The 15,128-nt window shown below is 50.6% G+C and carries 11 protein-coding genes; 1 reads left to right on the top strand and 10 read right to left on the bottom strand.

Annotation, left to right across the window (positions count from 1 at the left end):
• Window positions 1–83: 83 nt before the first annotated feature.
• The 6 genes from M3223_RS05800 to M3223_RS05775 all read right to left on the bottom strand — a co-directional run bounded on the left by M3223_RS05800 (window position 84) and on the right by M3223_RS05775 (window position 11,194).
• A complete protein-coding gene (locus M3223_RS05800; protein ID WP_251559985.1) occupies window positions 84–2,447 on the bottom strand; it encodes a hypothetical protein in 2,364 nt (787 codons plus the stop codon).
• An 84-nt stretch (window positions 2,448–2,531) separates the two neighbouring features.
• Window positions 2,532–4,184, bottom strand: coding sequence for an extracellular solute-binding protein (locus M3223_RS05795; protein ID WP_251559983.1), 1,653 nt, complete (start codon window positions 4,182–4,184; stop codon window positions 2,532–2,534).
• Window positions 4,185–4,232: 48 nt separating this feature from the next.
• On the bottom strand, window positions 4,233–5,162 hold the full coding sequence (locus M3223_RS05790; RefSeq protein ID WP_251559981.1) for a carbohydrate ABC transporter permease: 930 nt from the start codon (window positions 5,160–5,162) through the stop codon (window positions 4,233–4,235).
• A 12-nt stretch (window positions 5,163–5,174) separates the two neighbouring features.
• On the bottom strand, window positions 5,175–6,098 hold the full coding sequence (locus tag M3223_RS05785) for an ABC transporter permease (RefSeq protein ID WP_251559979.1): 924 nt from the start codon (window positions 6,096–6,098) through the stop codon (window positions 5,175–5,177).
• Window positions 6,099–6,270: 172 nt separating this feature from the next.
• Window positions 6,271–7,893, bottom strand: a complete 1,623-nt coding sequence (locus M3223_RS05780) for an extracellular solute-binding protein (protein WP_251559977.1) — start codon at window positions 7,891–7,893, stop codon at window positions 6,271–6,273.
• A gap of 259 nt (window positions 7,894–8,152) precedes the next feature.
• Entirely contained in the window at window positions 8,153–11,194 is a 3,042-nt protein-coding gene (locus tag M3223_RS05775) for an alpha-mannosidase (protein WP_251559975.1), read from the bottom strand.
• A gap of 169 nt (window positions 11,195–11,363) precedes the next feature.
• Here M3223_RS05775 and M3223_RS05770 point away from each other — a divergent pair, with 169 nt between their 5' ends.
• A complete protein-coding gene (locus M3223_RS05770; protein WP_251559973.1) occupies window positions 11,364–12,062 on the top strand; it encodes a class I SAM-dependent methyltransferase in 699 nt (232 codons plus the stop codon).
• 66 nt (window positions 12,063–12,128) lie between these two features.
• Here the strand turns inward: M3223_RS05770 and M3223_RS05765 are convergent, their stop codons facing one another.
• The 4 genes from M3223_RS05765 to M3223_RS05750 all read right to left on the bottom strand — a co-directional run bounded on the left by M3223_RS05765 (window position 12,129) and on the right by M3223_RS05750 (window position 15,122).
• Window positions 12,129–13,289 carry a GntR family transcriptional regulator gene (locus M3223_RS05765; RefSeq protein ID WP_251559971.1) on the bottom strand — a complete coding sequence of 387 codons (1,161 nt, stop codon included), beginning with the start codon at window positions 13,287–13,289 and terminating at the stop codon, window positions 12,129–12,131.
• Between the two features lie 89 nt (window positions 13,290–13,378).
• Entirely contained in the window at window positions 13,379–13,849 is a 471-nt protein-coding gene (locus M3223_RS05760) for a hypothetical protein (RefSeq protein ID WP_251559969.1), read from the bottom strand.
• A 150-nt stretch (window positions 13,850–13,999) separates the two neighbouring features.
• Complete coding sequence (locus tag M3223_RS05755) at window positions 14,000–14,464, bottom strand: hypothetical protein (protein ID WP_251559967.1); 465 nt, start codon at window positions 14,462–14,464, stop codon at window positions 14,000–14,002.
• 169 nt (window positions 14,465–14,633) lie between these two features.
• Window positions 14,634–15,122 (bottom strand): hypothetical protein, encoded by a 489-nt coding sequence (locus tag M3223_RS05750; RefSeq protein WP_251559965.1) that lies wholly within the window; start codon window positions 15,120–15,122, stop codon window positions 14,634–14,636.
• Window positions 15,123–15,128 lie beyond the last annotated feature (6 nt).

Here is a 15,128-nt window from a genome sequence, read left to right as displayed (position 1 = left end):
CAGCCGTCAAGAGCAAATACAGTTAAGGGGGCTGTCCCTGGCCGCATAGCGCGACCATTGGGACAGCCCCTTCTTCAGTTAAGCTATGCTCGTTCCTCTTGCCAATTGTTTACCTGCAGAATAATCCGCTTCTGCCCGCGAAATACGGTCACATCAAACGGTTCGCCTTCACCAACCCCTCCAAACGCTGCAAACAAATCGTCTACAGTATCCACCTGGCTCCCATTCAGTTCAAGGATAACATCCGCTATTTGAAAGCCGCGCTCATTTTGCCAGCTTCCCCAGGGAATTGTCTCAAGCAGTACGCCTGTCTCCTCCGGCAGGCCGGATGCGGATACCTCGCCAAGCCCCACAATGTTTTTCACCTTGCAACGATCCCAGCGCGAATGCTGCGGGAGACGTCCCGATTCGCTTTGATGTTCCCCGATGTTCGGCAGCTTCGGCGTTTTTGCCCGTTCCTTGAGACGGGCTGAACGGACGCCGAATTCATCCATAGGGAAGTTCACAAAGCCGAGAGCCAGCGCCGGAGACCCCTCGCGTACCCGGTAGTCGCCATGATCCGGGTCAACAAACAGCGCATCCGCCGCAATAGAGCGTTCGTCGCGTCCGCTCATCGCTGCTAACGGCGCAGCATGCGACGGTTCCCTTTCCGCCGAGTGCAGCAGATTGTCGTCGCATTCGCTGCCCCAAGGCTGCGGGACGCGAATTGGCGCGTACTCGGTAAAGATAATATTGCGCCGGAAAATGTCGCGGCTCCCTTTAAACCAAACATGCGGGTGGAAGCTGTTGTTGACTGTCACATTGTTCTCGCAGCGCCGGTAAAAGCCCTCTCGCAGCTTGATTCCCCCTGCCAGGCACAGGTTGTTATAAATCTCGTACCAGCTCGATCCGTCGTCCAGATCGATATCCCAGCCGTAATCGCAGCGCCACCGGTTGTTGCGGATGACGATCGGCCGGACCATGTCCAGAATCGGCAGCCGATCACGCTCGGCCTGCTCATCCGCATTGATGGAATCCATGTCTACGTCATCGAGCAGCCAGTAGCGGTCTCTCCCCCATGAATTGAAGGAGCCGTGGTCTCCCGTTTCGAGCACGGTCTCGAACACATCGCAGTGTTCAATAAGATGCCCGCCAAATGTGCCTTCCGAAATGTTAATGCCGGCCCGCGGCACCTCATAGATGCTGCAGCTGCGGACGGTAATATCCATCGCCATCGAAATTTGAACAGGCGCAGATTGTTTTTCCACTCTTCCCACTCTAGTAATCAGGCAATCCTCGACAAGACATTGCGCAGGGTACTGGTCCGATTGCGGACCTGGCGTCATATCGATGTCTGCCTTCCTCTGCCGCTCATAGTATTCAAATAGCGGATTCCTTACGCTATCCGGCCGCCCTACAAAAGCAATCCCGTTTGAGCCAATGTCCTCCAGAAGACATCCGATAACGCTAGCTTGCCGGTTGTATCCGTCAACAAATACGGCGTTGCCGCCAAGCTTCGTAAAGGTGCAATCCCGTATGGAGCAGTGCTCCGTCCCCTGCAAAAGCACCGCGCCGCCTCTATAAACGGTCCAATCGCTTCGCAGCAGCGGTTCACGGTTTAACATGAAGGTGCGGGATGTCATCGTAAACGTAAATCCTCTCACCGTCAGATGGCGGGCACTTGCCCCCGGAAGCCCCTTCATTTCCAGCAGATGGCTCAAATGGGCACCCTTTGTCTCCGCCTTCGCAAGATCCGTGCCCGGTAAAGGAAACACGTACAAAATTCCTGTCTCCCGGTCGCAATACCATTCCCCAGGCGCATCCAACTCCTCGAAAATATTTTCGACGTAGCGGAATTCCTCATGAATGCCCATTTGCCGGTTATTCTGCCAGCCACCCTCCAGCTGAAGCTCGGTGGTCCGGTCATTTTCTGCGATCCGATACCAGTAATCTCCCCACAAATGGCTGTGCATGGCATGCACGTATCCGCCTTGCGGCCGCTTCCAGCGTGCAGCCCTCTCCTTGCTGATGGAGTCAGCGGCATACCCGTTCATGATGCGGATCTCTTCATCAAAGTCGGGATACCGGGCCATATGGTATAACTTGCCGTCCACATAAAGCTGGTCCAGGTCAACGCCGTCAGGCAGCTTGGCCTGCATAATCCCGTCGCGGAAAGGCTCCCAGCTAAGCTGCAGCCCGGCAGCGCCGCTAAGCACCGCGGGCTCGTCTCCGTATGACTCGTATACAACCGGCGCGGCTTCCGAACCGGAGTCCTCCGCTCCGAAGCGAAGCGGCTCGCTCAGATCGTAAATGCCTCCGGCAACTTTAACGGTTACCGCTTTACCAGCCGAGGAAGCTTCCCTCGCTGACCTTTGAGCTCGCCCAATTGAAGCGTATGGCTGCTCCTTCGTACCTGCCGCTTCGTCCGAGCCGTACGGCGAGACGTAAATCTGGATTTCTTCGCTCAACGATTCCGTACCCCTTTCCAGGTAGAAGTTTCCTAGCCGCCGTTGCAGGAATCCCCTCACAGGAAGGGGATTCCGACGCAACTTCTATTTTTTCAACTGCTCATAGCCCTTTTGCAAAATACCCAAATATTCGTCTACTTTCAGCTTGGAATAGGATGCAGCATAGCCGTCCCAGCCGGATTCGATATTCTGGTCACCTGTAATAAAGCGGACCGTATTCTCCTCCATATATTTTTTAATGTCAGTCTGCAGCTGCGCAAGTCGGTCCTGGTCATCCGGGAGCAGCGGCAGTGCGGGCGGCAGCCCTTCTTTTGGCGTGTACGGTTCATAATTGTCCTTCGTATCTCTATACAGCCTGTATTCGTATGCCTCCGGCGAGAAAACATCCTCCGGCGCGACGAAAGAGACGCGCATTTCATTGGTGAGGCCGACTTGGCCCATACCGTGCCAAGTCAGATTTTGGATTTTGGTATCGGTGACCAATTCCGGATTCAGCAAATATTTAGCGGGTTTGCCTTCAAAATCTTTTGCCCCCTCCGGCGGCTTGCTCCAGAATTGGCCTTCCGTTCCAAACGTTGCCCGCAGCGTGCCTTCTTCGGTCATCAAATAATCAAACATTTTGATCGCGGCGATAGCCTGCTCATTTGTGGCCTTCTTCGTGATAGAAAACCCGCCTGTATTAAAACCGGAAGGGAAATAACCCGTCGTCCGCAGTCCGCCCGGTCCCTCTAGCGGAGAAAGCGCTACGTAATTTTTATAAAACGGAGAATCCAGCGTAGCTCCCATCGCCACATGCCCCGCCGTAAATGCGCCCACCCGGTCAGCGGAATTAATGAGCTGGCTCATACTGTCCAGATTTTGCGTGAACGCCGCCGCATCTATCAACTTCTCTTTGTAAAGCTGATTAAGATATTCAAGAGCTTGTTTATATTCCGGCTTGTCACCGACAAACGTTACCTTGCCGTTCTGAGTAACGGTGAAGTCGGTCCTATTGTTCAGGATGAATGGATTGACGAGGAAGCCATAAAGCTCGCCGTTCCAAGTGCCGACCGCCCCTGTGAGCGGAATCTCATCTTCCTTCCCGTTTCCATTCGGATCCTGCGTCTTGAATGCCTTTAGCACCGCATAAAACTCCTCGGTCGTTTTAGGCAATTGGAGTCCGAGCTTATCCAGCCAGGCTTTGTTGATCCATAGTTTCTGAGAATACGAACAATGAAAACACTCGCCGAGCTGGCTAAGCGCATAGATTTTTCCATCTGCCGCCGTGACGCCGTTTTTGTAACGCTCATTCGTTTCCATTGCCTTCTTCACATTGGGAGCATATTGATTGATCAAATCGTCCAGAGGAATCAGCGCGCCCGACTGGCTGTATTTGTATTGCTCCGCAGGCGTAAATGTGCTCCACATTACTTCCGGATAATCGCCAGTGGACATGAGCAGGTTTTTCTTCTGCTCGACATCCTGGCCGCCAGGAACGGTCATCCAGTCGATGTTAATTTTTTGGCGGTCCTCCAGATAGGCCGTAAATTCATTGGTCTCGATATTTTCAATCCGGTTATCAGGCATCGCGAACATTTTAAACCGGACCGAAGCCTCTGCTCCTTCAGCCCCCTCCGTCTTTCCTTCTTGCCCGGAAGCATTTTCGCCTCCGCTATTTCCGTTATTGCTGCAGGCAGACAGGATGACGATAAACGCCATAAAAACAGACAGCACGACGAACCGGAATAGTTTGCTCAAGCTTGACTCCTCCTCATAATTAAATCTCTGCAAAACTTGAGTGTCCGCTTAACCTTTCAGAGAACCAATCATGATGCCTTTGATAAAAAACCTTTGCACAAACGGATATAAAATCAGCACCGGTGCGCTCGCGACCACAATCAGCGAGTACTTCAGCAGCGTCGACAGGCCTTGAGCCTGAATCATCTGCTGGGCGTCTCTCATCATCTCGGGATCGACCTGATTCATGACAAGAATGCTTCGAAGCACCAACTGAAGCGGGAATAACTTGGAATCGTTCAGATAGATTAAAGCGTCAAAATAACTGTTCCACATGCCGACCGCGTACATGAGTCCCATAACGGCGATAATCGGCTTGGAGAGCGGAATGACCATTTGCCAGAAAAACCTGAAGTCGCTGCTTCCGTCCATCTCGGCTGCTTCCGAAAGCTCATCCGGTATGGTTGTCTGAAAAAAGGTTCGCGCAATAATAACCTGCCATACAGAGATTGCCCCCGGGATGATCATTGCCCAGCGGGTATCAAGCATTCCAAAGTATTTGACCGTCAAATACATAGGGATGAGCCCGCCTCCGATGACAAGGGTCACCGCTAAATAGAACATAATGGGGCCTCTGCCTACCAGATCTCTTCGAGACAACGGGTAAGCAAGCAAAAGGGATAAAACCAAGCTGACCATCGTTCCTGCAACCGTGTAAAACAGTGAATTGCCAAAACCCGCCAGCAGCTTTGGACTTTGCAGAATTGCCTTGTAGGCAACGAGCGTAGGATCAACCGGCAGCAGCCATACCTTGCCTGAAATAACGGCGGACGGGGCGCTAAAGGATGCGCTTACAATATAAATCAGAGGATAGGAAACAACTATGGTGACAAGAGATAAGATGAAGTAAATGGACCCAACAAACAATCTGTCGGTCAAAGGTTCGCGTATGGGCGTTCTGCGTTCGGCATTCCGCCGGATGGAAACCCGCTGGAGCATGGTGTAACCCCCTTAGAACAGACTGTTATTGGATATTTTGCGCGCTGCGTAGTTAACGGACAGTATCAGAATCATATTGACCAAAGAGTTGAATAATCCAACGGCTGTCGAATAGCTGTAGTTGGCGGACAAGAGGCCAACCTTGTACACATAGGTGGGTATAACTTCCGATACGCTGGTATTCATCGGATTTTGCATCAGGAAAATCTTTTCGAAGCCGATGCTCATGATGCTTCCCGCTCCAAGAATCAATAAGATAGTAATCGTTGGCATTATCCATGGAAGATCGATGTGCCGGATTTTCTGCAGCCGGGTAGCGCCGTCCATACGGGCGGCCTCATAGGATTCGGGATTGACACCGGCAAGCGCGGCAATATAAATAATTGCGCTGTAGCCCGCTGTCTGCCAAATATCCGAAAGAATATAGATCGGCCTAAAAAACTGGCTCTCTCCCATGAAATTGATCGGCTCCATTCCGAGCTTCACCAGAAGAGGATTAACAAATCCGGTATGGGGCGAAAGCAGAAACATTAACATCGAAACCACAACAACCGTCGAGATGAAGTATGGAGCATAAGTAACCATCTGCACGATCTTTTTGAAGCCTTGGCTGCGAATTTCATTCAGCATGATCGCTAAAAGGATCGGTACAGGGAACGAGCATATCAGCGTAAATAAACTAATTAAAATCGTATTTCGAATCGTATTCAGCGCTTCCGGCGAATCGAAAAACTGTTTGAAATATTTGAATCCTATCCAATCGCTACCGAACAGCCCTCGTTCAAACGAGTAATCCTGGAAAGCAATCACATTGCCAAACATCGGCACATACTTAAATGCGGTTATATGCAATAGCGGAATGATCATAAACAGATAAAGCTGCCACCGTTTTCTGAAGCTCTTTTTAAACAAACGAACTGTCTTCGCTGCCGTCATGCATGCAATTCCTCCTTTGCCTTTGCCCGAGTGATATGAGCTTATCTGCACGTCCGGCTCCGTTCAATAAGCTTCTTTCTTCCGATATGCCGTATTCTACAAGCCGCGCTGCTAAAGGGATCTGAGCGCATAAATAAGCCTGCCGCGAATTCGCGGCAGGCTGCAATCCATGTTATCTGTTCGATGAATCATAAGCTCTTTGAGTCAGCTCCACGTAATAGTTGACATTGAGCTTATTGAATCCAGCCATGTACTCTGCCCAGTCATCGTCCAGATTTTTGGCGCCAAGTACAAACTGCACCGTTTGATCATTCAAATAGTTCCCGATTTCATTGCGCAGCAATTCGACCTGCTGCAGCTCCTCCGTGGTGAACGGCAAATTCGGCGGAATGAACTGGTCGGGCCGATATGGCTCGTATTTAGTTTTCGTTTCATAATAAAGACGATATTCGTAGTTCCGAGGGTCAAGCGGATCTCCTTCAACGGCAAACGACTCGCGAAGGCGATTCGTCATGGCTACCTGTCCGGAATTCCACCAGCTGTCACGAATACGATTGGTATAATAAGCCGGCAACAATCTGTACTTCGCCGGATTCCCGTTAAAATCAAGCGAGGCTGCAGCCTTCTCCCAAACCTCCCCCTCCTTGCCGTAGGTAGCCAGCATGGTTCCCTCTTCCGTGTACAAAAAATCAATGATTCGAATGATTGCCTCGGCCTGCTCCGGCGTCGCCTTGTCCGTGATCACAAAGCCTCCGCTGCCAAATTTATGCGGCTTGAAGCCGGTTGTCCTTTTGCCGGCAGGCCCAATAAGAGGCGGTAACACTTCGTACTCCCTGTATAGCGGAGACGTTAATGGAATTACCGCTCCTGCATGATTTGCAACAAACGCGCCGACCCTTGCGGGACTGCCGTTTGTCCGCTCCGTGAAGGTATTTACGCTTTGCGCAAAAATATTAGGATCAATCAGACCCTCTTCGTAAAGCTTCCTCAAATAGCGAAGACCTTGCCGGTATTCCGGACTGTTGCCGATAAAGCTCACCTTGCCGTTTTGAACCTGAAGAAAATTCTCTCCGTCATAATAGACAAATGCGTTCATTAAATATCCCATCATATTGCCGACATACATGGCCGAGCTGCCGCTTAGCGGAATTTCATCGGCTGCGCCGTTGCCATTGGGATCCAGCTTTTTAAAAGCGGTCAACGTACGGTACAATTCTTCGTATGTACGCGGAGCCGGTAAATCCAGCTTATCCAGCCACATTTTGTTCATCCATATTTTCTGCGGGTAGGAGCAATGAAAACACTCATCAATGGTTGGAATAAAATAAATTTTCCCGTTAGGCGACGCTGCAGCTTTCCGCAATTCCTCATTGTTTTGAAAAGCCTTTTTCACGTTCGGCGCGAATTGCTCAATGAGTTCGTTCAGCGGCAGAAGCGTGCCGTTTTGCCCCAATTGAAATTGTTCGTACTTGGAGAATGAGGTCATAAATATTTCCGGGTAGTCACTCCCCGCCAAGAGAAGCATTTTTCTTTTTTCCGAGGCTGCGCCGCCTGGTACGGACATCCACTCCAAATCAACCTTAAACTTCTCTTCTACCATTCCCGTAAACCAGTTGTCCTCAAACGATTTCTTTTCCCCAAAATCGGTTGCAAAAATATGCAGTTTTTTCGCGGCAGTTTCCGGCTCCGTATAGCCGTTTTGGTCTTGTGATATCCGCCATACAATCAAAATGAGTGCTACTGCGGCGAGAAGAATCACGCAGCTGCGGATAGGATTTATACGGATTCGCTTCATTTTCAGCAGCCTCCCAAACAGGATAACAACATCTAATCTCTAGCAAGACTGTAAGAATTATAACACTCGCCGTCAATTCCAATTAAATCCTCAAATCTGAATCCGATTTTTGTGAAACTCTTATACCCGGTTTAGCTGGAAAATCCGCTATTGTCTGAATGGTCAAACTAGACTAAGCATAGTGCTGAAGCTCATGCCAAAAAACCGTCTCCGATTACGGAGCGGCTTTATGGCATTGCATTATAAAATTTGCTGCTTACTAGCTCTTTCGGGAAAGCTTAACCGTCTTCACCTCAAACGGCCCAAATTCAAGCTCCATCGCATCTCCCGTTACATCCAGCGGCTCCAGCTTTTGCTCCAGCAGATCGGCATTCCATGCTGCCGCGACCGGGAAACCGGCCTGCAGCTTCGTTTGCAGACGAGTGCCCGCCGTTTCGTACAGGCGAACGACGATATCCCCGTCATCCTCCGCACGCTTCACGGCTTCAATCATCACATTTGGATGTCCGGCAAGCAGGAAGGAGCTTTCCGGCTGCGAGCTTTCGGCTGCTGCGGAGGCGGATTCGTTTTCCACGCTAATACCGCTATCCCCTTCGTATACACGCAGCGGCACGTTCAGCTCATACCCCCGGCGGTAAACGCCGGCTTCCACATGATTGCCCGCATGCGGATACAGCGAATACGTAAACGAGTGCTCCGCGCGGTCAGCTTCAGGATCAGGCCAGGAGGGGCTGCGCAGCAGATTGAGATCCAGCTCGCCGCCCTCGGCGCGATGCCCGTACTTGCTGTCGTTCAGCAGCGCCACGCCGTAATCCGGCTCCGACAAGTCCACATAATGATGAGCGCAAATTTCGTCCTTGGCGTAATCCCACATCGTGTTGCGATGCGTCGGGCGTTTCAGATAACCGAACTGAATTTCACAGCTTGCGGAATCCGTGCGAACGTTCAGCGGGAACGAGGTACGCAGCATTTTGCCCGATTCCTTCCAGTCCACTTCCGTTTCAAAGTCAATCCGGCGGCTTCCCTCCGTAAGCTCTACCCGCTGCGCCAGCATCGACTCTCCGAACCAGTAACGCATAATAAATCCGGCTTTTGGTCCATCCTGGAATGGTATCAGATCCGCAAGCTCCAGCTTCATACCTCCCGTAGCCCGGTAATCCTGCCGGAAGTCCCACGCATCGCCTTCATCGGCGTAAATGCGCAGAGCATTGGCAGCCTGACCCGGCTGCACAATTTCGCGTCCATGCTCTTTATCCACAATCGATTCAATGGAACCGTCCGGTGAAAAAACGACCTTCAACAGGCTGTTCTCAATGATTCGCTGCTCTGCCGAAGCTTTAAGCTGCGGAAATTCCACGCCATCCGTCCCCGTAGTCGAGTCCGATACATCGGAATACCCCATCGCCGGGATACGAACATGCTTCCAGCCCCCGTCCAGCTTCAGCCATTCCTCACGCTCCCATGGAAGCGAGTTGAACACAGCCGTGCCGGATATGCCGCCGCCGCGCGCAACTGACAAATATGCACTCCCGATCAGACTCTCCGTCTGCTCCAGCAGCGTTGCGTAACGCTCCAGCGACTCGTCGTACACCCGTTTGATCGACGATCCCGGCAAAATATCATGGAACTGATAGAGCAGAACTTCCTTCCATATCGTCTCCAGCTGCTCCGCCGGATAGGGGCTGCCGTCAGCCATTTCCGCCAGTACGGCGGCAAATTCCAGCTCGCGCAGCGCTTTTTCCAGCTTGCGGTTGTATTTCTTGTTCCGCCCTTGGCTCGTCAGCGTGCCTTGGTGCTTCTCCAAATAAAGCTCGCCCCGCCAAGCTTCGTATCGGTCGGTCCCTTCCGCCAGCCGCTCAAAAAACCGGTGAGACGGCTCCTGCTCCACCGGCGCCAGTCCAAGCAGATTTTGTTCGCGGGCCAGCCGCTCCAAATGCTCCTCGCCAGGACCTCCGCCGCCGTCGCCGATGCCAAACAGCATCAGGGCGCGGTCAGAAACGCCCTTGTCCAGATATTCATGCTCGGCTTTTGCAAGAGAGCGAGGAGCAGCCGGACTATTGTACGTATCCTCCGGCGGCATATGCGTCAGCACCTGCGAGCCGTCGATGCCCTCCCACATGAACGTGTGATGAGGATGTTTGTTGTAGGAGCTCCAGCTCAGCTTTTGCGTCATCATGTAATCAACGCCGGCTTTTTTGAGCAGCTGCGGCAGGCTCGCCGTGTAGCCGAACACATCCGGCATCCAGAGCGATTTCATCTCCTGTCCAAACTCCTGCTGAAAATACCGCTTCCCGTACAAAAGCTGGCGGACAAGCGACTCGCCGCCCGGCACGTTTGTATCGGACTCAACCCACATCGCGCCTTGCGGCTCCCAGCGGCCTTCCTGCACACGCTCCTTGATACGGCTGTACAGCTTCGGATAATGGGTTTTCATCCAATCGTACAGCTGCGGCTGGCTCGCGCCAAATACATAATCCGGGTAGCGCTCCATCATGTGCAGTACAGTCGAAAATGTGCGCGCGCCTTTACGAATCGTCTCGCGGATCGGCCACAGCCAAGCCAAGTCGATATGGGCATGTCCAACAGCGCTAATCGTTAATACGGAATCGCCTCCGCGTTTGGCAAGCTGCTGAGCGAGCATGCGGCGGACTTCCGCCAGCTTCTCCTCCGTAGAATTCGCCAGCAGCAGCGAAGCATCATAAAGCGTGTGCAAAATACGCTCCTTGCGGGCCGAGCCTTCCGGCAGATGCTCCGCCGTTTCCAGCAGCACCTCAAAATCATAATATAGCTTCCGAATCTCTTCACGGCATATCGCAATGACGGCTTCCTTCAGCGTGCCGCTCCGGTAATGGCCGAACAGGTCGTTGCAGCCCGCATCGCCCCAAAGATTGATTTCCTCCGAGCCGGTTGAGCTTTCGCTAACCGGAACAACTCTTTTGCCTGGAAGGCCAAGCGAATAATCAAATTCAGAATTAATGTTGGTCAGCCCTTGAGCCGGCGATCCTTCTTCATCAACGAGGCACACCTCGCCGTTTACGTCGATGAGCAGCACAACCTTTTCTCCTTTAGCCTGCTCCGGCACAACTCCTTTAAAGTGAAACCAGGCGCAATCCCAAAGCTCGCCCCATTTATCGCCGTTCTGCAGCGTTAGAGGCCGTCCCGACATACGGTCCGCATATGTAACCGGCTCTTTTGTAACCCAAGCCGAAACTTCCAAATTGGCAATAGGCTCGTATATTTTTGCTTGCAGGCGCTCCAGCACCGATTTAAGACGATCCAGCTTTATGACCTCGTAAGGCATAATATTCTCTCCTTTGGCTCATTCGTTGTAACTTAAACGTTCCTAGTTGATCTAACTATAATATATGTATTGTATATGTTCAATATATTATAATATGAGTTTGGTATTCACTCTGCGTTGGACTATGATGGATAAATAGAAGAGAATTGTAGAATTGGAGCTGGTTCAAGTGAGTGACAATCAAGTCTCTAAGGCGGAAAAATCGGCGCTGTACGACAAAAATACCCGCATCTCTCTTCCGGGATATGATGCCATGTTCAGTATTATTCAATCCTATTTTCGCATGCAGCTCGACGGGCGGGATGCTTCGCTGCTTGTTGTCGGAGCTGGCACGGGCAATGAACTGGCAGCCTGGGGACCATCCAATCCGGGATGGACGTTTGCGGGGGTTGACCCTTCCGAAGAGATGATCGGGCTGGCGCAGTATAAAGCGGAACAGCTGAACCTAACTGACCGCGTAAAGCTTTTTCACGGAACGGTGGAGGATTTGCCTTTGGAAGAGGCAAAGTTTGACGCGGCCAGCTGTTTGCTGGTGCTTCACTTTGTCCAGGATATGGATGAAAAGCTGGAGCTGCTGCGAAACGTAAAGGCTCGGCTCAAGCCAGGCGCGCCCTTTGCCGTCGTTTGCGGATGCGGCGAGAGCGACAGCGGCGAGATGCAAACCAAGCTGAATATTTGGAAAAGCTTTCGTTTAGATAACGGAATTCCGAAGTCAAAGGTGGATGAGCTGGATGAGCGGATTAAGGATCTGTCCCTTTTGACGGAGGAGGAGATCAAGAGTCAATTGACTGAAGCCGGCTTCACGCATCCAACCCGGTTTTTCTCGTCCGCAATTATGACGGGCTGGATCTGCCATGCAGAGCAGTAGGCAATATGCTTAAAAAATGACTAAAGCCCAGAGCCGTTTGCTCTGAGCTTTTTTTGCTCGTTTCCGTTATCGCGGCGGTCCCGAAGTGTGTCTTACGACAAGCTCCGGCTCAAGGAGCTGTTTGACGCAGCCGTAGTCCTTCCCCTCGCTGTTGATTATTTCCAACAAGCGCTCACCGGCCCGCTTGCCCATCTCGAATTCAAACTGCCGGATATGGGTGAATTGCCCCATTCCCTCCACAATCGAGGTTGGATCATCAAAGCTGACAATCGACACATCCTCCGGCACGTTCAGTCCCGCACTTTCCGCTAGCTGGCTCATTCGGACAGCAAGATAGCCGTTCAGCGTAATATAAGCACTGGCTGCGCGGCTGCGCAGAATACTATACAGCGGATGAGCTTCCGCATCATCCAGACTGTCAATACTAAAACCCGTTACGATATGAGCCGGGTTAATGAGCGCCTCTTTTTGCTTTAGCGCGTTCATGTACCCTTCTATTCGCTCCTGCACCGTGACGGTTTGCAGCGGCGAATCGGAGCAAAGCGCAATCTCGCGATGCCCCAGCTCCCAAAGGTAGTTCACCGCCAGCTCCATACCTTTGCGGCCGTCAGCGGCGATAAAGTTTGTTTCCACTCCGGGCAAATAACGATCCAGCAGCACAAACGGATATCCGGCAAATTTCATCGCCAAAATCTCCTCGTTGTACTGCTCCTCGTCCACAGGAAAAATAAGCAGTCCTTCCGCACCAATTCCCTGCAGCGCAGCGATGGCTTCCTTTTCATGCTCCAGCACTCCGCCGGAAAAAAGAACCGCCAGCCTGCGGCCTTTAGCCTCAATGGCTTTACGCGCTCCCTCCACAAGCCGGGTTGCAAAATAATCCCCGATGGATGGAATGACCATGCCGATTAAACCTGCCTGTTTGACGCCGCTTCCGCTGCTGGATGTGGACAGGGAAGCAGCTAAACGCGGCTCGGCTGTGCCTGTCGTCTCCGCATTCCGGACTGATCCGCTTACAAAGCTGCCCCGCCCCGGCACTCTTGTAATTAGACCTTCGTTTGCCAGTCCTTTCAGCGCATTGACAACCGTAATTTTGCTGACGTTGAATTCGTCCATGAGCTGCCGGTCCGTCGGAATCCGGTCGCCCTCGGCCAGTTCTTCGGAAGCGATCAAGTCGCGAATATGCTCTTGAATTTTCTGATATAAAGGCGTACGATCCATTGAACTCATGGGGTATCTCCAGTTCCCGTTCATTTTATATCTATAATAAGTTTTCTGGTTCGCACGCACAACTATTGGAGATGAATAAGGCAGACAAGCTAGTCAAGAATTGATTTACCCCGGAAACCGGCAATAGCTATATATGCTGGCGACGTATTGCTTAATGTGCTCATACCTCCCACGCCCGGAGTCCCTTCTACTTGAAAGGTCATCTCGCCGAGCAATGCAGGCGGAAAGCTCGTTTCTGAGGCGTAATAAACACGGTAGGTCAGTGTTGCAATCGTTATATTAAACCCGTCTAATCTTAAGGTGAGGTTTTTATCGGACTCTCCAGGCAGCAGATTGCGTTTATCGGGAACATTCAGCGGCCCGGATTTGGAAAAAAAGCGAAGTCTATATAAGCTAGAATCGTTGTTAATCCAAAAATCCAACGTGGATAGATTGGAAGGATCATGATCTTCTTTGGGGCTAAAACAAATGATGCTTGTCACGATAACGAGCAAAATAAACAAAACTAAAGTGATAGCAGCGTTGGAATACGAGCTGATTTGTGAAAATTCATCCCTCATTCTATTACCTCCATACTTCGTCTTCTACATTATTCTATGGCCGAAAAATAGAATTGGAGCGGGCTAACGCCCTTGCCTTTTGCCTTGCTCCAGCTGTTTTTTGGCTCACGGACTTGTTTTTTCAACAGATTGTTCCGGGTGTTGTCTCCATTAGTCATGGACCTCCACGTCATCCGATCCTTGTTTGTATACTGTGGCTGGCGAAGTATTCCCTACCACTCTAGTGAATACTAAACCGGGTATTCCTTCCACTTGGATGGTTATATCCCCAAGCATTTCTGGCGGTATATTCGTGTCCGAAACGCTGTATACGCGGTAAGTGATCGTGGAGATCTGTTCTTCAATACCGTCAAACGTTAAATAGAGAATATCTGAATCGCCTGGATAGAGGAACCTTTTGGAACGAATCAACTTACCTGTACGCGAGGAGAAACGAAGCCAATATTTTGTTGATAAGTTAGTTAAAGTGAATTCAAATGTGTATTGAGTTGAAACATTTCTATTTTTATCAGGTTTATAGCAAAAAAAGCTTGTCACGATAACGAGCAAAATAAACAAAACCAAAGTGATCCCAATGCTGGAATATGCGCTAATCTGCGCAAATTCATGCTCCATCTTAATTCCTCCCCAATTTTTCTGCTAAATTATTCTATGACTAAAAATAGAATTGGACCGGCAAATGGAATTCAATTTAACCTATTAAAAAAGAGGGTCGTTTGGACCCTCCCTCTGCCTATATCTATTGCTAGAGTTCTATTCAAAACGCACATTAGCATCGCTACTTTTATAAGCGAACTCCTACAAAATCGCGATCCAGTACAATATTCCCGATCTGTGGAACATTATCAAAAGTACCAAAGTGGTTGATGACTACGTTGGAAGCGGAAGAAAGAAAAATGATGATTTCGTATCGTTCAGCAACGTCAATAAGCGAGGTATTAAAGGAACGAAACGAGTTGGACGGTATAATGTCGCTAATGTTGCCAATCGTTTCAGGGTTATCGGAATCCCAACTAATGATTAACACATTTACAGATATCTCCGAGTCGCCGCGATTCATAATATCAACGTTAGCCGTATCCGTGCTTGGGTTCTTTTTGAGCACTCCTGTGCTGCGGATTAAGGAACGTCCTTGCCTTGTTCCAGCCGTTTTTTGGCTCATCCTTACTTGCTTTTTCAAAAGATTGTTCAATTTCAGTTGCATCGTGCCGCTTGTTGCTTGTTTTTTGATCGGGCGTTTTAATTGCTTTTTCGCCGGTGCTTTGGACTTCATTTATTC

This window comes from Paenibacillus pasadenensis (genome assembly GCF_023715725.1).
In the GTDB taxonomy this organism is placed as follows: Bacteria; Bacillota; Bacilli; order Paenibacillales; family Paenibacillaceae; genus Paenibacillus_O; species Paenibacillus_O pasadenensis_A.
This window is presented reverse-complemented; position numbering and strand designations above follow the sequence as displayed.